The following is a 22,146-nucleotide window of genomic DNA, read 5'->3' as shown; positions in this document are numbered from 1 at the left end:
CGGCGATGTTTACCTTCCCGATCGCAGCGGTGCGCAAGGCCATAGAGCGCGGCATCGAGGATGCCGCGGCCAATGGCGGCTTCCGCGATCCTTACTACGGCACCCGCTCCGGCGAGGGCGAGAGGGCGGGCGTGTGGCTGGTCGGCGACGAGGGCGTCTATATCATGTCCAACGGCAGGCTCGCCGAAGGGGCACGCGCGCTCGTCATCTATTCCGAGCAATGCCACCCCAGGGGCGATGTTGACTGGTGGGACTACAAACGCCGCCAGTTCGGCGCCGATGACGGCATCGAGTTCATCGAGGCCGAGCGTCTGCTTCCGCTGTTCGACCGCAACCTGCGGGCTACTCACCTCAACGTCGAACTCACCGAGACCGAAATCGCGCTCTCGCTGATCACCCGCTGACTTCCCAAGCCGCGACATCGATCGCCTGGCCGACCCGCTCGGCCGGGGGGTTTGCGCGCGCCTTCAAGACGAGGATTTCTCCAGATGTCCAACGACGATCCATTCACGCTCGATCTGTTCAACACCACCACGCTCTCGTCCAATCTCGGCTTCGGCATCACCGCCTTCGGCAACGACTTCGGCGCCGACAAGGCCGAAGCCGAAGAGACTACGACGTCCGCCGTGCCGGAGTCGCAGCCGGCCTTCCAAACCGTCCACTCGCTGTGCCGCGCGGCCGAGGCCGGCCTGGATGGCAACAACTTCTTCCTCGAGACCGATCGCGGTCTTGCCCGGAGCTGGAAGCAGCGAGCCCGCGATAATCTCGATGCGATACGGCTCGCCGCCGAAATCGAGAGCGCCGATCGGCCGGCGACGCGCGAGGAACAGGCGCGGCTGATCCGCTTCACCGGCTTTGGTGCGTCCGAGCTCGCCAATGCGCTGTTTCGCCGCCCCGGCGACGATGCTTTCCGCGCCGGCTGGGACGCGATCGGCGCCGAGCTCGAGGAGATGGTGTCGAGCACCGACTACGCCTCCCTCGCGCGCTGCACGCAATATGCGCACTTCACGCCAGAGTTCATCGTTCGCGCGATGTGGGCAGGCCTGGTGCGTCTCGGCTGGCGTGGGGGCAGGGTGCTCGAGCCGGGTATCGGCACGGGATTGTTTGCGGCGCTGATGCCGGCAAAACTGCGCGACCAGATGCACGTCACCGGCGTCGAGCTCGATCCGGTGACCGCACGGATTGCCAGGCTACTCCAGCCTCGGGCACGCATTGTAAACGCCGACTTCGCCCGCACCGACTTGCCGGCTGACTTCGATCTCGCCATCGGCAACCCACCCTTCTCGGACCGTATCGTCCGCTCGGACCGCTCCTATCGGTCGATGGGGCTGCGCCTGCACGATTACTTCATCGCCCGCTCGATCGACCTGTTGAAGCCCGGCGGTCTCGCCGCGTTCGTCACCAGCTCGGGCACCATGGACAAGACGGATCGTTCGGTGCGCGAGCACATCGGCAAGACCGCCGATCTGGTCGCCGCCATCCGCCTTCCCGAGGGCAGTTTCCGGGCCGACGCCGGCACCGACGTGGTGGTGGACGTCCTCTTCTTCCGCAAGCGTGGGCACGGCGAGGCCGAAGGCGATCTGTCGTGGCTCGATACGGACGAGGTCCGTCCTGCCGACGGCGGCGATGGCGCGATCCGCATCAACCGCTGGCTTGCCCGGCAACCGGATTTCGTGCTCGGCACGCACGCGACCACGTCGGGACGGTTTGGCGAGACGTATACCTGCCTCCCGTGTCAGGGCGTCGACCTTGCAGAGGCGCTGTCGGATGCCATCTCGCTTCTTCCGGAAGCCGTCTATGACGGCGAGCCCGAGAGGATCGATCTCGAAGGCGGGCACACCGAGCACCTCGGTGAAGACCGCCCCGCAGGTCCCTCGATCCGAGAGGGCAGCTTCTTCGTCGCCTCGAACACCACGCTGATGCAGATGGTCGACGGCGCGCCAGTGACCCTCACCGTTCGCAAGGGCCGGTCGAGCGATGGGATGCTCGACAAGCACGCCCGCATCATCCGCAAGCTGATCCCGATCCGCGACGCGGTGCGCGAGGTCCTCAAAGCGCAGGAGCTGGATCGGCCGTGGAAGGCGGCGCAGGTCAAGCTGCGCATCGCCTGGTCAAACTTCGTCCGTGCCTTCGGTCCGATCAACACCACCGTCGTGTCGACCAGCGAGGACCCGGAGACCGGCGAGGTGCGCGAGACGCATCGCCGTCCGAACCTCGCGCCGTTCCTCGATGATCCTGATTGCTGGCTCATGGCCTCGATCGAGGACTACGACCTCGAGACGGACACCGCCCGGCCTGGTCCGATCTTCACCGAGCGGGTGATCGCACCGCCCGCGGCCCCGATCATCAATTCGCCAGCAGACGCTCTCGCGGTCGTGCTGAACGAGCGCGGCCTAGTCGATATCGATCAGATCGCCGAGCTGTCGCATGTCGATCCCGACCTGGTCATCGCCGATCTGGGCGACGCCATCTACCGCGATCCGGAGAGCGGCGCCTGGCGGACCGCCGACGACTATCTCTCCGGCCAGGTCCGCGGCAAGCTCAAGGCCGCTGAAGCCGCCGCGGCTCTCGATCCCGCCTTCGAGCGCAACGTCCGCGCCCTCCTAGCTGTCCAGCCCGCCGATCTCGGCCCATCCGACATCACCGCGCGTCTCGGCGCACCCTGGATTCCGGCCGCCGATGTCGTCGCCTTCGTCAAGGAGACGATGGGCGCCGAGATCCGCATTCACCACATGCCCGAGCTCGGTTCTTGGACGGTCGACGCCCGCCAGCTCGGTTACATGGCGTCCGGCACGTCCGAGTGGGGCACCGAGCGCCGGCATGCCGGCGAGCTCGTCACCGACGCGCTCAACAGCCGCATGCCGCAGATCTTTGACACCATCAAGGATGGCGACAGCGAGCGGCGCGTGCTCAATGTCGTCGACACCGAGGCGGCCAAGGAGAAACTCACCAAGATCAAAACGGCCTTCCAAAACTGGATCTGGTCCGATCCCGACCGCACCGACCGGCTGGCGCGGGTCTATAATGACCGGTTCAACAACATCGCCCCGCGAAGGTTCAACGGGGACCATCTGCAACTTGCAGGCGCCTCAGGCGCGGTTTCTCTTTAGGGACACCAGAAGCGCGGCATCTGGCGCATCATCTCGGCCGGTTCGACATATCTCGCGCACGCCGTAGGCGCCGGCAAGACCATGACCATGGCGGCCGCCGTCATGGAGCAGAAACGGCTCGGTCTCATCGCCAAGGCCATGATGGTCGTCCCAGGACATTGCTTGGCGCAGGCCGCGCGCGAGTTCCTGGCGCTCTATCCGATGGCCCGCATCCTCGTCGCCGACGAGACCAATTTCACAAAGGACAAGCGGCGCCGCTTCCTCAGCCGTGCGGCCATGGCGAATTGGGACGCCATCATCATCACTCATTCGGCCTTCCGCTTCATCGGCGTTGCGTCCTCGTTCGAACAGCAGATGATTCAGGACGAGCTCGCGCTCTATGAGGTCCTGCTCACCAAGGTCGAAAGCGGCGATCGCGTGTCGCGCAAGCGCCTCGAGCGGCTGAAGGAAGGCCTCAAGGAACGTCTGGAGGCCCTCGCAACCCGCAAGGACGACCTGCTCACCATCTCCGAGATCGGCGTCGACCAGATCATCGTCGACGAGGCGCAGGAGTTCAGGAAGCTCAGCTTCGCGACCAACATGTCGAGCTTGAAGGGGATCGATCCGAACGGCTCGCAGCGCGCCTGGGACCTCTATGTGAAATCCCGCTTCATCGAGACCAGGAACCCGGGCAGGGCGCTCGTCCTCGCCTCCGGTACACCGATCACCAATACGTTGGGCGAGATGTTCTCGGTGCAGCGCTACCTCGGCTACGCGGCTTTGTCCGAGCGTGGCCTCCACGAGTTCGATGCCTGGGCTTCGACCTTCGGCGACGTCACTACCGAACTCGAGCTGCAGCCCAACGGCAAATACAAACCGGTCACCCGCTTCGCCACCTTCGTCAATGTCCCTGAGCTGATCGCCATGTTCCGCACCTTTGCGGATGTGATCACGCCCGAGGATCTGCGCGACTACGTCAAGGTGCCGGCGCTCTCGACCGGCACGCGGCAGATCAGGACCTGCAAACCATCTGTCGCGTTCAAGCGCTACCAGGCTCTCCTCGACGCCCGGATCAAGGCAATCGAAGGGCGCGAAACGCCACCCGAGCCCGGCGACGATATCCTGCTCTCGGTCATCACCGATGGCCGCCATGCCGCGATCGACCTCCGCCTCGTCGATCCGGACAATGACTATGAGCCGGGCAATAAGCTCAACGACCTCATCGCCAATGCTTACCGCATCTGGCGCGACACCGCAGACGCAGCCTACGTCCGGCCGGACGGCACGCCGTTCGAACTGACTGGCGCCGCGCAGATGATCTTTTCCGATCTCGGCACGCTCAATGTTGAGCGGACGCGGGGCTTCTCGGCCTATCGTTGGATCCGCGACGAGCTGGTGCGCATGGGCGTGCCGGCGGCCGAAATCGCCTTCATGCAGGACTTCAAGAAGTCGGAGGCCAAGCAGCGGCTGTTCGGCGACGTCCGCGCGGGCAAAGTCCGCTTTCTCATCGGCTCGTCCGACACCATGGGCACCGGCGTCAATGCCCAGCTCCGGCTCAAGGCGCTGCATCATCTCGACGTGCCATGGCTCCCCTCGCAAATCGAGCAGCGCGAGGGACGCATCTTGCGGCAGGGCAACCAGCACCACATCGTCGACATCTTCGCCTATGCCACCGAAGGCTCGATGGACGCCCAGATGTGGCAGAACAACGAGCGCAAGGCTCGCTTCATCGCCGCTGCACTCTCGGGCGACACCTCGGTGCGCCGCCTCGACGACCTCGGCGAAGGGCAGGTCAACCAGTTCGCCATGGCCAAGGCGATTGCCTCGGGCGACCCGCGCCTGATGCAGAAGGCCGGGCTCGAGGCCGACATCGCCCGGCTCGAACGCCTGAGGGCGGCGCATCAGGATGATCAGTTCGCCATCCGCCGGCAGATCCGCGATGCCGAGCGCGACATCGAACACTCGACACGTCGCATTGGCGAGATCGGCCAGGACCTCGCGCGGCTGGTTCCGACGACGGGCGAGGCGTTCCGCATGAGCGTGGGCAACGCGACATATGTGGAGCGCAAGCTCGCCGGCCGCGCGCTGATGACCGAGATCCTGACCTTGATCCAGCTCCAGCATGCCGGTACCCGCACCATCGCCGCGATCGGTGGGTTCGAACTCCAATATTGCGGCGAGCGCTTTGGCCAGGACAGCTATGGCTACATCACCACGTTGCTGCGCGCCGGCGCGACGACGGAAGTCGAGTTACCTGTGACCACCACGCCGTTTCGCGCGATTGCAAAGCTCGAACATGTGCTTGGCAATCTCGAGGAAGAGCAGGAGCGCGCACGCCACCGGCTCGCGGAGGCCGAGCGGCGGCTCGCGTGCTATCGCTCACGCGCGGGCAGTACCTTCGCCTTCTCGGACGAACTGGCCGACAAGCGCCGCCAGCTCTCCGAAATGGAAAGATCGCTGTCGCAGGAGATCGATGGTGTACGCCCCGCTGAGGTGCAGGCGGCGTAACCCGCCCCCACGTTCTGAGCGGCCCTCGCCGGCTCGGTGGAGGGGCCTTCCCGAACGAAGTAGGGAAGCGAAAAAGCAAGGAGGACTGCTCGCAGATCGGGTGGTCCGCCGACGCTGACGCTCAATCGCGCCCGTCGCCATCCCGGCCCGTCATCCTGCGCAGGGCTGAAGAAGCCCCGCTTGGCCAGCCGGGCAGGGATGCTCCAGCGCAATTGCCCCGTCCCGCCCGCTCCGCGGGCCCGGGGGATGTCTTCGGAAAGAAGACGAGAAAGGACCGGCGACGGGGCCTGTCCATAACCCACCAAGGAGCATTCCAATGGAACTGAAGTTTGTCGATCCGCGCTCGCTCAAGGACAATCCTGACAAGGCGCGGCGCTCCAAGTCCAGCCCTCAGGCCGACGCCTTGCTGCTGGCAACGATCAAGGCCATCGGTGTTGTCGAGCCGCTGATCGTCTTCGCTGAGGCCGATGGCGGCAATGGCTTCGTCATCGATCAGGGTCATCGCCGGGCGAAGCAGGCGATCGCTGCAGGTCTCGAAGAGATCGCCGTTCTGGTCGTGCCTCGAGCCGAGGACGGCGGCGCGATGCGCTCGCTGGCCACCTCGATCACGCACGAGCAGCTTAACCCGGTCGATCTGTGGCGTGCCATCGAGCGTCTCGTTGCGCTGAACTGGACCGAAGAGGCCATTGCGATCGCCCTCGCGCAGTCGGCGCGCCAGATCAAGAAGCTGCGCCTGCTCGCCAATGTGCTGCCGGCGATGCTCGACGCCATGGCCAAGGGCGATATGCCGAACGAGCAGCAGCTCCGCACTATCGCGGCCGCTTCGCTTGAGGAGCAGAAGGAGGTCTGGAAGGCCAAAAAGCCCAACAAGGGCGATCCGCAGGTGTCGTGGTGGAGCATCGCCAACGGTCTCACCAAGCGCCGCATGTACGCGCGCGACGCAAGCTTTGGCGACGAGCTGCGCGAGGCCTACGGCATCGCCTGGGTGGAGGATCTGTTCGCACCGGCCGACCAGGACAGCCGGTACACCACCGACGTCGAGGCCTTCCTCGGCGCCCAGCAGGAATGGATGACTCAGAACCTGCCCAAGAAAGGCATCATCACCGAACCGAACACCTATGGCGAGGTGAAGCTGCCGCCAAAGGCGGAACGCGTTTATGGCACGCCGAAGAAGTCGGATCACGCCGCGATGTATCTCGACCGCGAGGGAAAGGTGAAGACCGTTCACTTCCGTCTGCCCGAGACCAACAAGAAGGCCAACGCGACGGAAGCCGCCGAGGCGATCGTCATGCCGAAGTCGCGTCCCGATGTGACCCGTAAGGGGATCGAGATGATCGGCGACCTGCGCACCGATGCTCTCCATGAGGCGCTGTCACGGGCGCCGATCGAGGACGACACGCTGTTGGCGTTGCTCGTTCTCGCCTTCGCTGGCCAGAACGTGCGCGTTGATTCCGGGGCCGGCGGCGACCATGGGTTCGGTTGCCGCATGCCTCGGCACGCCGCCACCCTCCTCGATGCCGAGGGCAAGTTCGCCTTCGACGCCGAGACTTTGCGTATCGCGGCCCGGGGCGTCCTCATCGAGGCGCTCTCTTGCCGCGAGGGCATGAGCAAGTCGGGCGTGGTGGCGCTCGTCGCAGGCGGCGCGATCGGGGCAGACAGCTTCCTCGCCAATATGGGCACCGAGGACTTCCTGTCCTGTCTGTCGCGTCCGGCGCTCGAGGGCTCCTGCGCCGGTACGCCGGTTCTGCCGCGGGCGCGCGTAAAGGACACGCGGGCCGCGCTCGTCGAGCACTTCAAGGAGGGGCACTTCGTCCACCCGGCTGCCCTGTTCGCTCCCGATGAGGCAAGCCTGACCGAGTGGCTGTCCAAGAGCACCGTCACCGAGGCCGAGGATGGCGTTGGGCCTGAGGTCGACGGTCTGAGTGGAGAGGACCAACGTTCCGAGAAAGGCGAGCTCGAGGAAGGCTACCGCGAGGCCGCCGAATAGACCTCGCCTCCTTTTGATCGCTCTGCCGCCGCCAGGTTCGCTTGGCGGCTGCAGGTGTACGGCCGGGGCAGCGAGCGCTGCCGATAACGGTACCTCCGGCGTAGCCCAAGGCCATCATGGGGTGACCGTGGTGTACATGCCGAGCCACCTCCGGTCGATGAATCTGCAGGTGGCCATGATCACCCGTCCTTCGGTTTCAATGTCGAAGTCGAGGCCCGTGCCGGTCCTCACTCGGGCTTTGTGCGGTCCTGAACCTGCGGCCGTCCGCTTCAAGGCCGCGTTCCGCGCCGCGAGGCGGCCGGATCGGTCCGGTCTCGGCATGGCAGGCCCGCGCCCCGCGCGAGGGCTGAAGAAAAGCCCTGCTTGGCCGCAACCCTTCCATGCTCGTCTCGGTCCGCCCGGACCCTGAAGCGCCCGTCATTCCGCCGGTTCTTTTTGGTCCGCGCCCGAGGGAGGGCCGGCACGGAGCCGGTCCTGGCCTCGAGAACCAGAAGAAAGGACATGCCAATGACCAGGAAAGCCGCCAATCCCCGCGCAACCGCCCGCGTCGCTCCGTTGCGCAAGGGCACTACCTTCCAAATGGTCCGACTCGTGTGCCCCGACGCCGCACAGTGCTCGCTCGTCTCGGAGAGTTTTGGCCTCCCGGTGCTCGACAGCGACGGCATTCGCGACTTGCACGAAAAGCTCCTCGTGGTCACGGCCGCGGCGCTCGACGAGGGGCTGGGCGAACGCGCCATGCAGATACACCTGCAACGCGTCGTCGGCGCCTTTGTCGGGTCCGCCTACGGGGCCGGTCAGTTCTACAGCCGGGCGGTCTCCGAGGCACGGGACGCGACGGCCAAGTCGGCCTGCGACGATCGGAACGAAGACGTCGGTGGACCGGTCGGCTTCGACAGCGCTGCCCAGCGCAAGCGTGAGTTCGCCGCCGATATGGCACTACAGGCCCATGCGCTGCGCATGGCCGCGGAGGGGGCGATCGCCGCCTACGAGCAGGTTGTAGGCGAGGTCTGGAAGCCCTTCGAGCGTCCAGTCGAGAACCCCGGCCAATCCGTCGACCGCAAGGCGGCCGAACTGCAGATGGCAGCTCTCGGATGAACGTCGAGGGCGGGGCTCCGGTCCCGCCCTCCTTCCATGAGCACGTCCGGCTCATCCGGCCGTCGCATCAACTGCGAAGGGCCTAGCCGATTTTCATGGGCCGAACAGGCCGCTTTCGATCATCGCCAAGTGAACGTCGCGAGTGCCGCTCCTGGTGCACGAGGAGAGGCGACCTGCTGCCATCCGGTGCGCTCGGGCATTACGGCTGCATCGTCTCCCAATTTTCCGCCCCCTGGCGACCAACTCGACAACGACAATCTCTCGCTCCAGCGGTTTCATGTGCGCGACTTTGCCCCGGGTTCGCATGTCGCTTCCGGCGCGCGACGCTGAGGGGAGGGCCGCCGATGCCTGCTCCTTTCGCCAGCCTCGGCCCGATCGGCACGCTGGGCTCTTTCACGGCCCAATCCCCGCTCTCTCGTGATGGCTTTCCTGGTGCGGCTGCGGATCTTCCCCGATCAACCCGCAAGGGGTCCGCTAGCACGCTGCGGCCGCTCGGCTGACGCCTTCGGGTGATCGCGCCCGCCTCCGCACACTGACGGAGCCATCGAGCGGGAATTGGCCCGCTCCAAGATGGAGCCTCAGATGTCCCACGATCTCATACTCGCCCAAAAGGCCGCCTGGTCCCTCGCCCGCACTCTCATGGTCCCCGTTATCCTCTTCCAGGTCGACAACGAATTTGGCGTCATGCCCGCCTCTGAGCTCGACAACGCCGATGTTGAAATCCTCTTCGAATACGATCCCTATAGCGGGGGCCGGTCGGTTCATTGAACCGGCCTTCTCTCGACTGCATTCAGGCGGCGCCCAGCGCCGCCTTCCTACTTTCTGACGGCCGCTCGCGCACCCCGTCGTTCCCGAGGTCCTGGCGGAGCCAGGCAGTCAGCGCAACGGCTTCGCCGTCCTCCGCTGTCGCTGCGGCCCACCCCATCGTGCAAGCACGATGGGACCCGGTCGGGTGCGCGGCCCGCCTTCCTGCTCCGCCCAAGCGGACCCCGTGACGGGGCCGCGATCGGCGTGGCCCGCAACTGGAGGTTCATGAAAATGACCAGGAAACAAAATGCAGAGCGCATGGACGTCTATGCGCGGATCACCGACCGCATCGTAGCCGAGCTGGAGAAGGGTATCCGTCCTTGGATGCAGCCGTGGCAACCGAGCAATGCCTCCGGCCGCGTCACCCGGCCGCTCAGACACAATGGTCTGCCCTATAACGGCATTAATGTGCTGCTGCTTTGGTCGGAGGCTGTCGCACGCGGCTTTTCCAGCCCGATGTGGATGACATTCAAGCAGGCGCTCGACCTTGGCGGCGGGGTTCGCAAGGGCGAGACCGGCCCTGCAGTGGTCTTCGCCAGCCGCTTCACCAGGACGGAGACGGACACCAGGGACGAGGAAATCGACCGCGAGATCCCGTTCCTCAGGGCGTATTCCGTCTTCAACATTGCGCAAATCGATGGCCTGCCGAACCAGTTTTATCGACGGCAAGCGGAGCCGGTGCGCGATCCGATCGCCCGGATCGGGCATGCCGACCAGTTCTTCGCCAATACTGGGGCGCTAATCCAGCACGGCGGGGATCGCGCCTACTTCGCCCCGGTGACGGACCACATCCAGATGCCGCCTTTCCAGACGTTCCGGGACGCCCCGTCATACGTTGCCACACTCAGTCACGAGGTCATCCATTGGACTTCGGCGCCGCATCGCGTGAACCGCGACCTTAGCCGCTACGCCAAGGATCGCAGCGAGCGAGCGCGCGAGGAACTGATTGCCGAGCTCGGAAGCTGCTTCCTCTGCGCCGATCTTGGTATCGCGCCCGAACTCGAGCCCCGGCCGGACCATGCGAGCTACCTCGGCTCGTGGTTGAAAATCCTCGCCGACGACGAGCGCGCGATCTTCTCGGCCACAGCTCATGCGCAGCGCGCCGTCGGTTTCGTGCATGGGCTTCAGCCGCAGGCCGCAGAAGAATGCGAGGCCGCCTGATATTTCGCGCATCAGGCTTCGGAGGGGAGGCCAAGTGCTCCCCCCTCTGTTTTGCTCGGCCGTGCCGGCCGACGACTATGCCGGAGAAGCCTCCCAGGTAGTGGCGAAATATCCCCACGCGGGCTGATCCGAAGAGCCGGGCAGATTTCCTTTTCGCGGCCATCCTCAAGTTCGAACCGAAGTTGCCGTTGTTCCGGCGGCAACACATCGCCTAGCGACGAAAGCGTGACGCCTAGCAGCCGGATTCTGTTGTCACCGACACGGCGCGACTGCGCGTGATCTGCTGGAAATCGGCAAATTTGACCTTCAGCGTGATCGTCCGGCCCCGGATGTCATTGCCTTGACAGTATCCCCAAACCTTGACTGTCAGCGGCTTAAGTTCGGCGATCGCTGCAGCGAGCTCCAAGATGTCGGCTGCGAACGTATCCTCGGCGCCGATGGATTTGCGCGGCCGATCCAGCTCGACCGCGCGTTTCGTCGATGGCGCGCGCGATCTGATAGTACCAGAGCCCTGACTTGCCGAAATGCTGCTGCAAGAAGACAAGCGAGCGGTCCTTGAGATCGGCGCCGGTCTTAATGCCCAGCGCCTCCATTTTGGCGGCCGTCGCGGGACCCACACCATGAAATTTCTTGACTGGCAACATCTCCACGAAGGCAGGCCCATCACGGGACGTGACGACGAACTGGCCGTTTGGCTTGTTCTGATCGGACGCCATCTTGCCGAGGGATTTCTTGTATGAGATGCTGGCGGAAGCGGTGACACCGGTCATTAGCAGGATCTTTGCCGTGATCATCTCGGCGATCGTCGTGGCAGACGAAATATTGAGCCTGTTCTGCGTCACGTCGAGATAGGGCTCGTCGAGCGAGAGCGGTTGGATGAGATCGGTGTGTTCGGCGAACACCTCGCGGATCTGGGCCGAGGCGGACTGGTAGACGTCGAAGCGGGGCGGCACGAAGACCAGCTCGGGGCATTTGCGCTTTGCCGTGACGGAAGGCATCGCGGAGCGAACACCGAAGCCCGGGCCCTCGTAGCCTGCGGCAGCCACCACGCAGCCCGCAGCGGCCCCGCCAACGGCAAGCGCTGCCGCGCAGGTCCGGATTTGTCACGCTGTTCGACCGACGCGTAGAACGCATGCATGTCGACATGGATGATCTTACGCGGGTCGGCGCTGCGGTCTGGGGCTATATGACTGCAATGCACTCGGCCAGGATATGTGCTTCGTGCTACCCGGATCTAGGACTCTCAGATCGCAAATTCAGCCTGCGCGCGACCCTGACTGCGGCGGGAAGTCCGAAAACTGCCCCCCGGAAGGGGACGAAGGACTTCGTGTTCGGGACGGGGTCATATCCAGCCAAGCCGAGCGCTGGTCTGCACCGCCATCTGGCGACGACGTCGTCATTGGCCCCGATCGTGGGGATTGCGTGGGCTTCCGGTCAATCGCCCCGTCGCCGGCCGCCAGATGCCGGCGAAATAGAACCAGTTCCCGTTGGCGAGGCGAAAGCTGTAGTTCTTCCCCTGGCTGCGGTGCCGGAATTCGGACGCCGGCACTAGGCAGCGATGGCTCGGGAATGATCGATCCTCTGCCCGCACCACAGTGAAAGGGCGGCAATCTCGATGCCACAGCGGACGGGACAATCGGGCCAGGACAGGAGCGTAGACATCATGACTCGTCCTACAAGCATAAATGGAGGTTGAGCGACGCTGCAGCCATGCCTCGGTCAGGTAGAGTCAAAGAGATCCTTCTCGAAGGGCACTGACTATCTTTCGTTGGCACTCAGAAAGCTGGTCCTACAGAGGTTGGGGGCTGCGATGCGCATGCCGGAGGGCCCAAATGACTTTGGACGCCATCCACGAGCATGTTCGGGAATGACTTGCTACTCTCAACGTGGAGTGCCACACTACAGTGCGCCACATTACTATGTCTTGAGAACACCGCTAAAATGAGCCTGAAGGAACCATTGAAGTAATTCTGAAATGGTGAGAGCAATAAGATGGCAGCTGGGCCGATCTACCGCTTCGCTGGGTTCAGCCTAGATACCGATGCTGGCCTGTTACGCAATGGTTCGGCGGAAATCGCGCTACGACCGAAATCGTTTGATTTGCTGAGTTGCCTGATCCGCAACGCCGGCCGGGTTGTGCCAAAGGCTGAACTGATGGACGCCGTCTGGCCAGATGTTACCGTGACCGAGGATTCGCTGACCCAAACAATCAGCGACATACGGCGTGCGCTTGGCGATGAGGCGCAGATTCTGGTGCACACCATTCCACGCAGAGGTTATCGCTTCGTAATAGAACGATTGGAGGTCGCACCGGATGCCAGTTCCGGAGCTGTCCATCGCGAGAATCAGACAGACGACGAGGCGAAACCTTCAATTGCTGTCTTGCCGTTCAGCAACCTCAGCGGCGATCCCGAACAGGAGTATTTCGCCGACGGAATTTCCGAAGACATCATAACGGAATTATCACGCGTCAAATGGTTCTTCGTCATCGCCCGCAACTCAAGCTTTACCTACAAGGGGAAAGCTGTTGATGCGAAACAGGTGGGCCGTGAACTTGGGGTCCGTTATCTGCTCGAAGGGTCGGTCCGCAAGGCGGGAGATCGCGTTCGCATCACAGGGCAGTTGGTCGATGCCGAGACTGGGCGTCACGTCTGGGCGGACAAGTTCGACGGCAGGTTGGAGGACATATTCGAACTGCAGGACCGCATTACGGAAGCCATCGTCGGTGCGGTCGAGCCGACCTTGAAACTTGCCGAGCTGCAGCGAATGCGCGGTCGGGCTACTGACAGCCTGGCGGCTTACGATCTGTGCTTGCGTGCGCTGCCAAACATCAATTCCGTCATCACCACCCGCAAATTCAATGACGACGCGCTTGGTCTTCTTTATCGTGCGGTCGCGCTGGACCCCGGCTATTCGTTGGCTAAGGCGCTAGCCGCATATGCTTATGTGCTGAGAAAATCGCAGCACTGGTCGACGGTTGTCGAAGATGCCGAGGGCGTGCGCTTGGCCACCGAAGCTCTGGAGGCACATGCAGACCATCCGACGACGCTGGCCTGTGCCGGCCACGCCTTAGCCTATCTCGGCAAACGCTATGACGCAGCGGTAAGAGCGTTGGATCGTGCAAGCTCGCTTGGTGGAAGCTCATGGCGTGTGCTCACGTCGAGTGGCTGGGTCAGCAATTATATCTGTGATGCGAAATCCGCACTGCAATCGTTCGAGCGCGCAATGAGGCTCAATCCGATCGACCCTGAAATAGGGTTCAGCCTTTCCGGAATCGCCACGGCCCACATGATCGCGGGGCGATATGGCGATGCCCTATCCGTCGGATCCGAGGCGATCGATGCAGCCCCCACCTGGGCGACCTGCTATAGGATTGTTGTTTTCGCGCTTGTCGAACTCGGCCACATTGATGGCGCACGAGAGATTGCACAGAAACTGCTTCGCGTGTCCCCAGGCTTCTCGGTAAGTCTCTATCGCAGCACGGGAACTTTCAGGAAAGTGGAATTCTTCGAACGGTATCTGACCGCTCTGTTGCGCGCGGGTATTCCAGACTGACGTAGGATTGGATTCCTTTGTGGCGTCACTCACCTGCGGCTCATCTGATCATCACTTCGCATACACCTTTGGGGAGGCATCGAATTGGATTCTCGTTAGCTCTCCCAGCCAGCAAGTTCGAGAGCAGATCGTATTCGTTGCTGAAGCTCCGAGCGCACCAGGCGAAAGTCTGCAACGATCGCTTCTACGGTCAAACTCGGCTCGAGTTCGCTTCCTGTTTTGGCGCATGACCGCGCCTTCTCGATATCCCCGTCGAGAGCATGACATGCCGCGAGCCGACCCCAATACCACACACTCTTCAGGGGTAAGCAGGAGAACGACATAGCGGCTTCCCTGTAGCGACCCGCAATAAGCAGGGCCTCCCCCCTGTCGAAATAATACCAATGCGGGTGCATCGGATTAAGTTGGATCGCTTGGTCCAGAAGTGCCAAGCCGGCCTCGGCATTTCCACAAAGCGCGTGGAAAAAGCCGGTCTGAGCCAACGTATCGGCATCGTAGGGGTTGAGTTCCAGCGCCCGAACGAAATGCTGCGCCGCAGCCTCGAAGTCGTTCCGATAAAGGAGGATCAAAGCCAAAATCCGGTGGCATCGTGCCTCGTCGGGGCTGAGGCCGATGGCGTGCAGGGCTCGGTTGTGAGTCTGATCAAGCACAGACTGTGGGGCGCTGAGATACCCACCTATGATCGTATCCGCCAAAGCGAGATAGGCGTGGGCAAGCCCCGAATCCGGATCGAGTTCCAACGCCTTCAGCAAATGGTCGCGCGCCTGCTGGTTCACCCCCTCGCCATAACTGCGCAGCAGCGCAATGCCACGCAGAATATGGACGTAAGCCTCGACATTGGCGGCAGCTACAGGAGATACACGCCGCATGGCCGCGCTCTCGATATTGGCGACCAGCGCCGCCGCGATCCGCCGCGCAACGGTTTTTTGAAACGCGAAGATTTCGCTCATTTTGAATGAAAATGCTTGCGTCCAGACCTGCCGGCCGGACGCTGTTTCCGACAGAACAACACGCGCATGATATCCGTCGTCGAAACTCTCAACGGTGCCTCCGGCAACAAAGTCCACCCCGAGGCGCGCTGCGGTCGCCCAGACGTCCTGGTCGGAGTATTGGGCAAGCGCGAAGGCCGAATGACGCGCAAGTACCGCAATGGTTTTGAAGTAGGAAAGCGCGTTGATGATCTCCTCGACCGCGCCATCAAAGAGCGACTTTGCTGCCAAATCCGCAACGCTAACCCGAAACGGCAGTATAGCGACCATTGGCTCAGGTGCTCGTATGGCTTCAACTGCTGCCGATGCAGGCGATATCGACAAGGCGCCGTCGGCGGGCTGGAATATGTAGCCGCGCCGAGGAACGTTGCGGATCAGCGACTGCGTCTCATCGCCTAGGCATTTGCGCACATCACGAACGCACTGGGTGAGCGAGTCTTCGGTGACCGTGGAGCGGGGCCAGACCGCTTCGAAAAGCTCGTCCTTGCTCAGCACGCGCCCTGGGTTGCGCACCAAAAAGGCGAGCAAATCAAACGTCTTTGGTCTGATGGGCACGATCTCGCCGTCGCGCCGTAAAGTGCCGCGTTCGAGATCGAGAACTGCGCTGCCGATCTGTTGTGCCAAGCACCTGCACCATCGCTGCGCCTGATCGCGCTGCGATCATCGGAGCCTCATAGGACGGTAAAGGTCAAGCCCGTCGGACGCCGGTGCGATAGAGGCTGGCCTGAAAAGTCCGGCAAGGCGCCGCCACAGCCCCCGATGTGCTTCGCCGGAGAGCGCCATTTGGTCGCGAGGTGTTAAAGCGTCAAGGTAGTGCAGAATCTGCACCGCTTCACCGCCACAAAATTCAACGCTGCCTGTCGACAAAATCCGATGCACCTCCTCCCTCGCAATGATCGACGGAGGGAATGGTCCTTCAACCTTCACATGCATGGTCGACCTCCAGGGTTGGTGGCGGCAGGGGCGTGGGCAGCGAGGCCAGGTAGGCGGCGACTTTGCCCTACAACCGCCACAGCGTTGCGTCGCGAATATTGCGAATTTCGAGCTGAAGGACCGTCCTGCGCAGATAGTCGGCGCAGCTGCCAATATGGCCTGCGGCAAGCGACAGGATTTCCACGGTGGTCTCCTCTGGTAGCGCCGCCGCGTATCCTGGGCCAGCCCGGTTAGCGACGAAGGCGATGGCCGGCAATTGTCCGCCCGCGCTTCGGACGGACACCCAGCGAGGAACGTTGGTCGGCGGATTGGCCGCCATTTCCCGGCGCAGCAGCCGGTTGATCGCTAGGTCGATGTTGTGATCAGGCAAACGGTAGACGACACCCCGGCAACTGCCGCCACGATCGAGTGCCAGCATCAGGCCAGGCCGTTCGCGCGAGCCACGCCACCGGGTTAGCCACAGGGAAAATCGCCGATGCCAACCGTACACGGTTGCCGGACGTTCCTCGACGAATTCGAAGCACGGATTCCACAGAAGCGATCCGTAGGCGAATACCCAGACGTTGCGGCGTCGATCGGCAAGCAGCCGTTTGCCGATCGCAAGATAGTCGTGATCCTCCATGTATCGCAGCCCAGGCGCGGGGCCGGGGTCATCGATCGTGCAGTCGATCTTGACAAGGAGGTCTTCAGTAAGGGCGATGTTCATCGCGGCCCTCGTCCAATATTCTCTGTCGGAAGCATCGCAGCGCTTGGCCGTCGTGTCCTGAACGGATGCTGATTTAGTTCTGAAATTGAAGTGAAGTGAGGGTCAGACCGGATGCCCAATCGAGCTGGCAGCAAATTGTGGCATTGGTGAAGGCGTTGCGTTTGCATGCGCATGATCGTCGGCAACGCACGCCGCTCGCGGCGCCTGCGCATAGGAGACCCCGCGCTGCAGCATGGGCAGGATCGCCGCCGGCCGTTCGGCGATGAGGCAGGCGGACAATACCTCGCCGCACAGGAAGCCCGTCTCCTCGAGATGGGCCAGCAAGGCCAGCCAAGGCGACCAGAAGCCGAGAAAATTGGCCATAAGGATTGGCTTTTGGTGCCGGTTGAGCTTCCGCCAAGTCATCACCTCGGCCAGTTCCTCGATCGTGCCGATGCCGCCCGGCAGGGCAACGAAGGCGTCGGCGTAGTCGAACATCAGCCGCTTGCGTATGTGCATGTCGGGGACTGCGATGACCTGGGCGATGCCGCCCGGCATGCGCATCCGTTCCAGCAGGAATTGCGGTGCAACGGCAATGACCTCGCCCCCTGAATTGGCCGCAGCGGCGGCAACCGCGCCCATCAATCCCTCGCTGCCGCCTCCATACACGAGGCGAATGCCCGCAGCTCCTATCTCACTGCCCAGAGCCGCCGCAGCTATATTCAGGCGGGGGTCACTCCCGGGGTTTGCGCCGCCGAACACTGCGACGGTTTTGATATTAATCTGCAGCGGATAAAGTAGTTGTTCGCTCATACTGTTGTCTTCGTTAGCACTCCCGAACACGGGCGATCTCCTCAAGCTTCATTCAAGCTAGCTGTGCCAGGGCCGGCAAACAGCATAAGGTCGGCCCTGGCCCACAGGGCATAACAGGCCAGCAGCGTCAGCGGCGCGGCGAGCGCGAGCGTCTGGCCGCCGGACCACACCCCGGGCAGGGCGTTGGCGATGGAAAGCATGGCCGCCAGCATGGCCGGCAGCCGGCTGGCGAGCACGGCGCTGCGGAACGGATCTGGCCAAGCGGCGGGCCAGGTTGAGCCCAATCCGAGGGACAAGGGGACGCCTGGCCGGTGCGCCGCGCTGGCGAACTTGCCAAACGCATGCATTAGGCCCGCAGTTGCCGCCAGGAGTGGCTGGCCGGATAAGAAGAGCGCCGCGCCAAGTCCAATTGCACCGACCGCGGATAAAAGGTCGCCGAGCCGGTTCAGCCTTTGGTCGGATGCGCCGGGGTCTACCCAGGCGCGGTGATAACTCTCGCCACTGCAGAAGAATACCAACGTCGCCAGCGTCAGCGCGAGCGCGCTGCCGGAGCCGGCGAAATAGTCGTAGAGCGCCCCTGTCGCCGTGCCGTGCACCGCGCTGCCTGAGGTGAGCTGCACCGCGATGCCCATGGCAAGCCCCAGCGCATTGCCGAGATTGTAATAGCCACCGGGACCGGCCATGCGTGCCCGCGCCGCCTTTGCCAGACGCGGCAGTGTCCGCGCGGTCCAGTCAATACCCGCCCCTTCCCGCGGCGCCCGTGGCCCGTCCGCGTTCGAAACCTGTTGGGCGGCGCGCATCCGCTGCTCGGTGCGGCGCAGCACCTTGGCGACTGGGTTCGTTTGGCCGAGGCCTGTCTGCTTCTTGGCGAAATGCGATAGGATGTTCACTACGGGTTCCCCCTGTCGCGTCGGTATGCCCGGGCGGTTCGCGTTCATTGGGTCGGCATCATTTCTTGATAGTGCGTCTGCTGCAGTTCGCCGGCGTTCCGAGAGGCTTGGCCGATGTCGGGCATACATTCGACTTCTGCGCTTTTGCGGCGGACGCGATGGACTTCCGCCCCTTTGCCCGCCACCGCTGCGGCTTTGTCCGAGGCGTTACTCTTCGCCTCGACGACTTCGAGGAACTGATGAACCTCGGCGATGCTGAGGAACGTGCCGTTCCGGGCGTCATAGCCGATGCTGACGAGCGCGCCCTTGAATTCCGTCGTGCGTTTCATCTCGATCTCCTGCAAGGGGGATGGAATGAGCCAAGTGCTGCTTGGTTTAGGACCTGGCGACGCGGCGCCGAAAGCCGCTCATCGGCCGGCGAGCCCGACTGCCATTGTCAAGGTGATGCCGGTGAGGATGAGGCCGGAGATTAGGTCGAAGATGCGCACATTCGTCCGGCCACGAAGAAGCGAGGCGATCATGCCGCCGCCAAGCGCATAGCCGTAGCAGCACAGCGCGGCCATCAGCATCAGCGCCGTGACGAATTCGACCCTCGCGCCGCCGGCCGCGAATGACTGGCCAAGTGCGGCCGGCACCAGCAGCAGCTCGACATAGGTTAGCGGGTTCATGCACACCACGCCCATGACGCGGGCGAAGCATGAGCGGCCGATCGCATCCCTGCTGGAGCGATCCTCGATGCAGCCGGCAACGGATGCGGCACGAAAGGATTGCAGCGCAAACCATGCCACGGCCGCCAAACCGAGCCAGGAAAGGACTGTCTTGAACGCTGGCTCGGCGCCCGCGATCGACCCGGCGAGCAAATAGGAGGTCGCGATCAGGACGACATAGGTTACCCAGACTAAGCTAGCCACGAACATTATCCGACCGCGCAGCAGGCCTTCGCGTATCAACATCAGATTGTTCGGTCCGACCGAGACCATGGAGGCCATACCGAGCGCAAGGCCTGTCTGGAATCCATTGACGGCGACACAGCTCATGGTGTTTCCTCCAGTGGTGCAACACAAGTTTCAGCCTGTTCGCGCACCCGTTGAGCACCGGGAAACAGGAGCACATTGTTGAGATGCAGATTCGACATATCTCTGTTCCTCTGCGCTGAGCCTGTCCGGGCCGGGGTGAGCTCCAGTCGTTTAAGCAGCCTGCCGCTGTTCGATCCGCGTGTCCTGAAGGCACGCTGAAAATGTTCTGAAAGCTTATCGGGCCGATCGGCCGCCACATTTCGATGGTGGAGGCTCTTAATGGGAAGGCGTCGCGTCTCGGCGGCCAGAGGCTGCGGGCGCCTCAATCTCGCGCCGAGCTACCTATTCGGCGGCTCGCCGCCGTGCGGCGCACCGTGCCCGACTGCTTTCATCGCGATCGCCGAGCGTCTACCGAGTGGGCGCGCAGCTCACGATGCTGGTCACAGTCGTCATGCAAGCGGCGCCATCGAGGCGCTGCCGTCCCTCGGTAGCGCTCCGGGGAGGACCGCTGCTCCTGCTATCCACCGCTCGGAGATTCGGGAGTTGAATCGCGTTCCGCCGATAGTTTCAGGACTCTTTCATCCGGACCTCAGGACATTGGTCGCAGCTTCAACGCAAAATTCTCCCGACGCCAGGTCAAACGGCGCAGCGATCTCATGGAGAGGAACGCATGGTTCAGGTTTGCAATCACCGCCACGATGACCGACGTTGGGCTGGTCGCGGGCACGATCTGCTCAATTTGTTATCGGACTTTAAAGCTCGTTCGAGGCGCGGCCCTGCGCCAGTATCCTCCTGGTGTCGTTCGTTAATGCGAACAGGACCCCGTAATATGCCAGGCGTGCAACGTTCGCGTCATCTCCTACAAGTGACTTGGAATATTTCAGGCCGTCCTAAGTGGCCGGTTGGAATGCGTAATCTGGTCAGTGCCCTGACCTTGTTCATGGCCTTCCCTGCGACCGCCGGACCTGGGGTTGCGGAGGCCGCGTCAAGATGTTGGACATTGCCTGCAGGATTCAACCGCGACTTCAGCGTGCATTTTGACGTAACTTTTGACGATGGAAACGTCTCGGCTATCAAGATTTTGGAGTTCAATCCTAGAGATGCAGAAGAGGCCGTTCGATCTGCATTCGAAGCAATCCGACGCTGCTCGCCGTATCGGGGTTTTATAGGGACTGAGCAAGTGACCATGACGGCCCAGGCTCGCAGAGCTGCGGCTTCCCAAGAGTAGGTATCAAGGTACCCTCCGACCATGTTATTGCAAACAAAGTTCGTCTGCCTTCCTCCTGTTTGAAGTCAGGCGTCCCGAGCGGACAATGCCGGCTAGCCAAAAAAGCCTCCACATCGTCGAGGCGTGGATGATCTTTGCCGTTTGCGGATGCGACGCGGAGAAACAGGCGGTCTCGCCTTCAATCGGAGATCGCGCATTGCGCAATCCAGAGGGATCACCGTTGCTGCCATGACAAGATCAACTACCCTGTACTTCGTCATATGCCCTCGTTCTACGTGTTTCATCCTGGCCACAGAAGGGACCACCGTGTGGGGGCAAATGATCGGCAGGTGACCGAAAATGGGCGGCGTCTGGACAGACGAAAATCGAGGACGCACTTGGTCGCGTCGGTGTAACTCGAAACTCGCCTCGTCTCAGTCGCTGAGGGGGTCACGGTGGTATGCCGGAAGTGCTGAGAAGCTTATTCGTTCATTATGCGGCTTTCGAACGGATTGAGGCATCCCTGTTCGCATCTTGCTAACTTTTTTCTTCAGTCGGCCCTGTGGAATCGTCGTCGATCGCTTTGTCCCCGCGACCGTAGCGGTAAATACGTTGCTCTTCTGCACTGGGCTCCGCCGATGTCGGCTTTTCTATCTTAATCATCTGAAAGAGGACGTTCCGTTTTGGCCCTATATGAGACGTCCACTATATGCGGCCCCTCAATTGCAAAAGCCGGTATTTGGAGCGCGTGTCTGGGCCAGCTTCGATAGCAGCCAGCAACGGCATTACCCAGTCATGCACGCGAAGGCGAGTCCTATCTCATCCGCGATCGCCAGATGGATCCAGCCTCTGATGCTGCACATGTCGGGCCGCGGTAACATCTGCACGGCGAAAGGGTCCACATCTTCTCCTTAGGCGCAGATGATCCAATCGTCCCCGTCTCTCCATTTCACAGCGGGCACCAACGACCTCTCGAACGGGCTGATCTGGCCGAAGGACGGCTGAAGCCTCGATCGCCTATGCCGCAATGGCGCGACGCGCGTTTCTTCCCCTGGGCGAAGCCCATTCCTCGCGCAACCAAGAAACGCGCGCCTGCGCCATCCTGCGCTTTGCTGCGGTCGCAAGCGATGCAGCGGCGGTCGCCTTTGGCCTCACGATCGCCATCGAGGTCGCATGGTGCGGGCTCGGAAAGAAGAAAGCGGAGACTGAAAATGGCTACCATCGGCACCTTCAAGAAGACCAATGCGAACGAGTTCACCGGCGAGATCGTCACCCTCAGCGTCCAGGCCAAGGGCGTGCGCATCGTTCCCGACACCCGGGCCAGCGGCGAGAACGCTCCAAGCCACCGCGTGGTGGTCGGCAAGGCCGAGATCGGCGCCGCCTGGTCCAAGCGCTCCAACGAGGGCCGCGA

At 62.7% G+C, this 22,146-nt stretch carries 13 protein-coding genes and 3 pseudogenes; 8 read left to right on the top strand and 8 right to left on the bottom strand.

The annotated features are described in order from the left end of the window. Window positions 1-5: 5 nt before the first annotated feature. The 6 genes and pseudogenes from FJ980_RS01165 to FJ980_RS01140 all read left to right on the top strand — a co-directional run bounded on the left by FJ980_RS01165 (window position 6) and on the right by FJ980_RS01140 (window position 10,647). Window positions 6-404: a DUF3085 domain-containing protein gene (locus FJ980_RS01165; protein WP_140541137.1), complete on the top strand. Its 399-nt coding sequence runs from the start codon at window positions 6-8 to the stop codon at window positions 402-404. Window positions 405-488: 84 nt separating this feature from the next. Then, window positions 489-5,597 (top strand): annotated as a pseudogene (locus tag FJ980_RS01160) (N-6 DNA methylase). Window positions 5,598-5,913: 316 nt separating this feature from the next. Then, window positions 5,914-7,584 (top strand): ParB N-terminal domain-containing protein, encoded by a 1,671-nt coding sequence (locus tag FJ980_RS01155; RefSeq protein WP_140541136.1) that lies wholly within the window; start codon window positions 5,914-5,916, stop codon window positions 7,582-7,584. A 507-nt stretch (window positions 7,585-8,091) separates the two neighbouring features. Beyond that, complete coding sequence (locus tag FJ980_RS01150) at window positions 8,092-8,679, top strand: hypothetical protein (protein WP_140541135.1); 588 nt, start codon at window positions 8,092-8,094, stop codon at window positions 8,677-8,679. A gap of 582 nt (window positions 8,680-9,261) precedes the next feature. After that, complete coding sequence (locus tag FJ980_RS01145) at window positions 9,262-9,447, top strand: hypothetical protein (RefSeq protein WP_095769172.1); 186 nt, start codon at window positions 9,262-9,264, stop codon at window positions 9,445-9,447. A gap of 270 nt (window positions 9,448-9,717) precedes the next feature. After that, on the top strand, window positions 9,718-10,647 hold the full coding sequence (locus FJ980_RS01140; RefSeq protein WP_140541134.1) for a zincin-like metallopeptidase domain-containing protein: 930 nt from the start codon (window positions 9,718-9,720) through the stop codon (window positions 10,645-10,647). A gap of 259 nt (window positions 10,648-10,906) precedes the next feature. Here FJ980_RS01140 and dinB read toward each other — a convergent pair. Next, window positions 10,907-11,785, bottom strand: a pseudogene (gene dinB / locus FJ980_RS01135) (DNA polymerase IV); the annotation flags it as partial. A gap of 105 nt (window positions 11,786-11,890) precedes the next feature. Continuing rightward, a pseudogene (locus FJ980_RS35215) lies at window positions 11,891-12,292 on the bottom strand (SOS response-associated peptidase). Between the two features lie 347 nt (window positions 12,293-12,639). On the opposite strand from FJ980_RS35215, the gene FJ980_RS01125 reads away from it, so the two are divergent. Beyond that, window positions 12,640-14,202 carry a winged helix-turn-helix domain-containing tetratricopeptide repeat protein gene (locus FJ980_RS01125; RefSeq protein WP_140541133.1) on the top strand — a complete coding sequence of 521 codons (1,563 nt, stop codon included), beginning with the start codon at window positions 12,640-12,642 and terminating at the stop codon, window positions 14,200-14,202. Between the two features lie 95 nt (window positions 14,203-14,297). Here the strand turns inward: FJ980_RS01125 and FJ980_RS01120 are convergent, their stop codons facing one another. The 6 genes from FJ980_RS01120 to FJ980_RS01095 all read right to left on the bottom strand — a co-directional run bounded on the left by FJ980_RS01120 (window position 14,298) and on the right by FJ980_RS01095 (window position 19,549). Beyond that, the gene (locus FJ980_RS01120) at window positions 14,298-15,815 is read right to left on the bottom strand and encodes a winged helix-turn-helix domain-containing protein (RefSeq protein WP_140541132.1); all 1,518 of its coding nucleotides are present in this window, start codon (window positions 15,813-15,815) and stop codon (window positions 14,298-14,300) included. A 376-nt stretch (window positions 15,816-16,191) separates the two neighbouring features. Then, on the bottom strand, window positions 16,192-16,830 hold the full coding sequence (locus FJ980_RS01115) for a gamma-glutamylcyclotransferase (RefSeq protein ID WP_140541131.1): 639 nt from the start codon (window positions 16,828-16,830) through the stop codon (window positions 16,192-16,194). A 102-nt stretch (window positions 16,831-16,932) separates the two neighbouring features. Further along, a complete protein-coding gene (locus tag FJ980_RS01110; RefSeq protein WP_181175750.1) occupies window positions 16,933-17,622 on the bottom strand; it encodes a TIGR00730 family Rossman fold protein in 690 nt (229 codons plus the stop codon). 41 nt (window positions 17,623-17,663) lie between these two features. Next, window positions 17,664-18,512 (bottom strand): hypothetical protein, encoded by an 849-nt coding sequence (locus FJ980_RS01105; protein ID WP_246676264.1) that lies wholly within the window; start codon window positions 18,510-18,512, stop codon window positions 17,664-17,666. Window positions 18,513-18,556: 44 nt separating this feature from the next. Then, the gene (locus tag FJ980_RS01100) at window positions 18,557-18,841 is read right to left on the bottom strand and encodes a hypothetical protein (RefSeq protein ID WP_140541130.1); all 285 of its coding nucleotides are present in this window, start codon (window positions 18,839-18,841) and stop codon (window positions 18,557-18,559) included. A 78-nt stretch (window positions 18,842-18,919) separates the two neighbouring features. Further along, entirely contained in the window at window positions 18,920-19,549 is a 630-nt protein-coding gene (locus FJ980_RS01095; RefSeq protein ID WP_140541129.1) for a LysE family transporter, read from the bottom strand. A gap of 2,397 nt (window positions 19,550-21,946) precedes the next feature. Here FJ980_RS01095 and FJ980_RS01090 point away from each other — a divergent pair. Then, window positions 21,947-22,146: DUF736 family protein (locus FJ980_RS01090; protein WP_140541128.1), on the top strand; the 200-nt coding region annotated here is incomplete at its 3' end.

Source organism: Mesorhizobium sp. B1-1-5 (genome assembly GCF_006443065.1).
In the GTDB taxonomy this organism is placed as follows: domain Bacteria; phylum Pseudomonadota; class Alphaproteobacteria; order Rhizobiales; family Rhizobiaceae; genus Mesorhizobium.
Note: the sequence above shows the minus strand (reverse complement) of the source record. Positions and strands in the feature narration are given on the sequence as shown.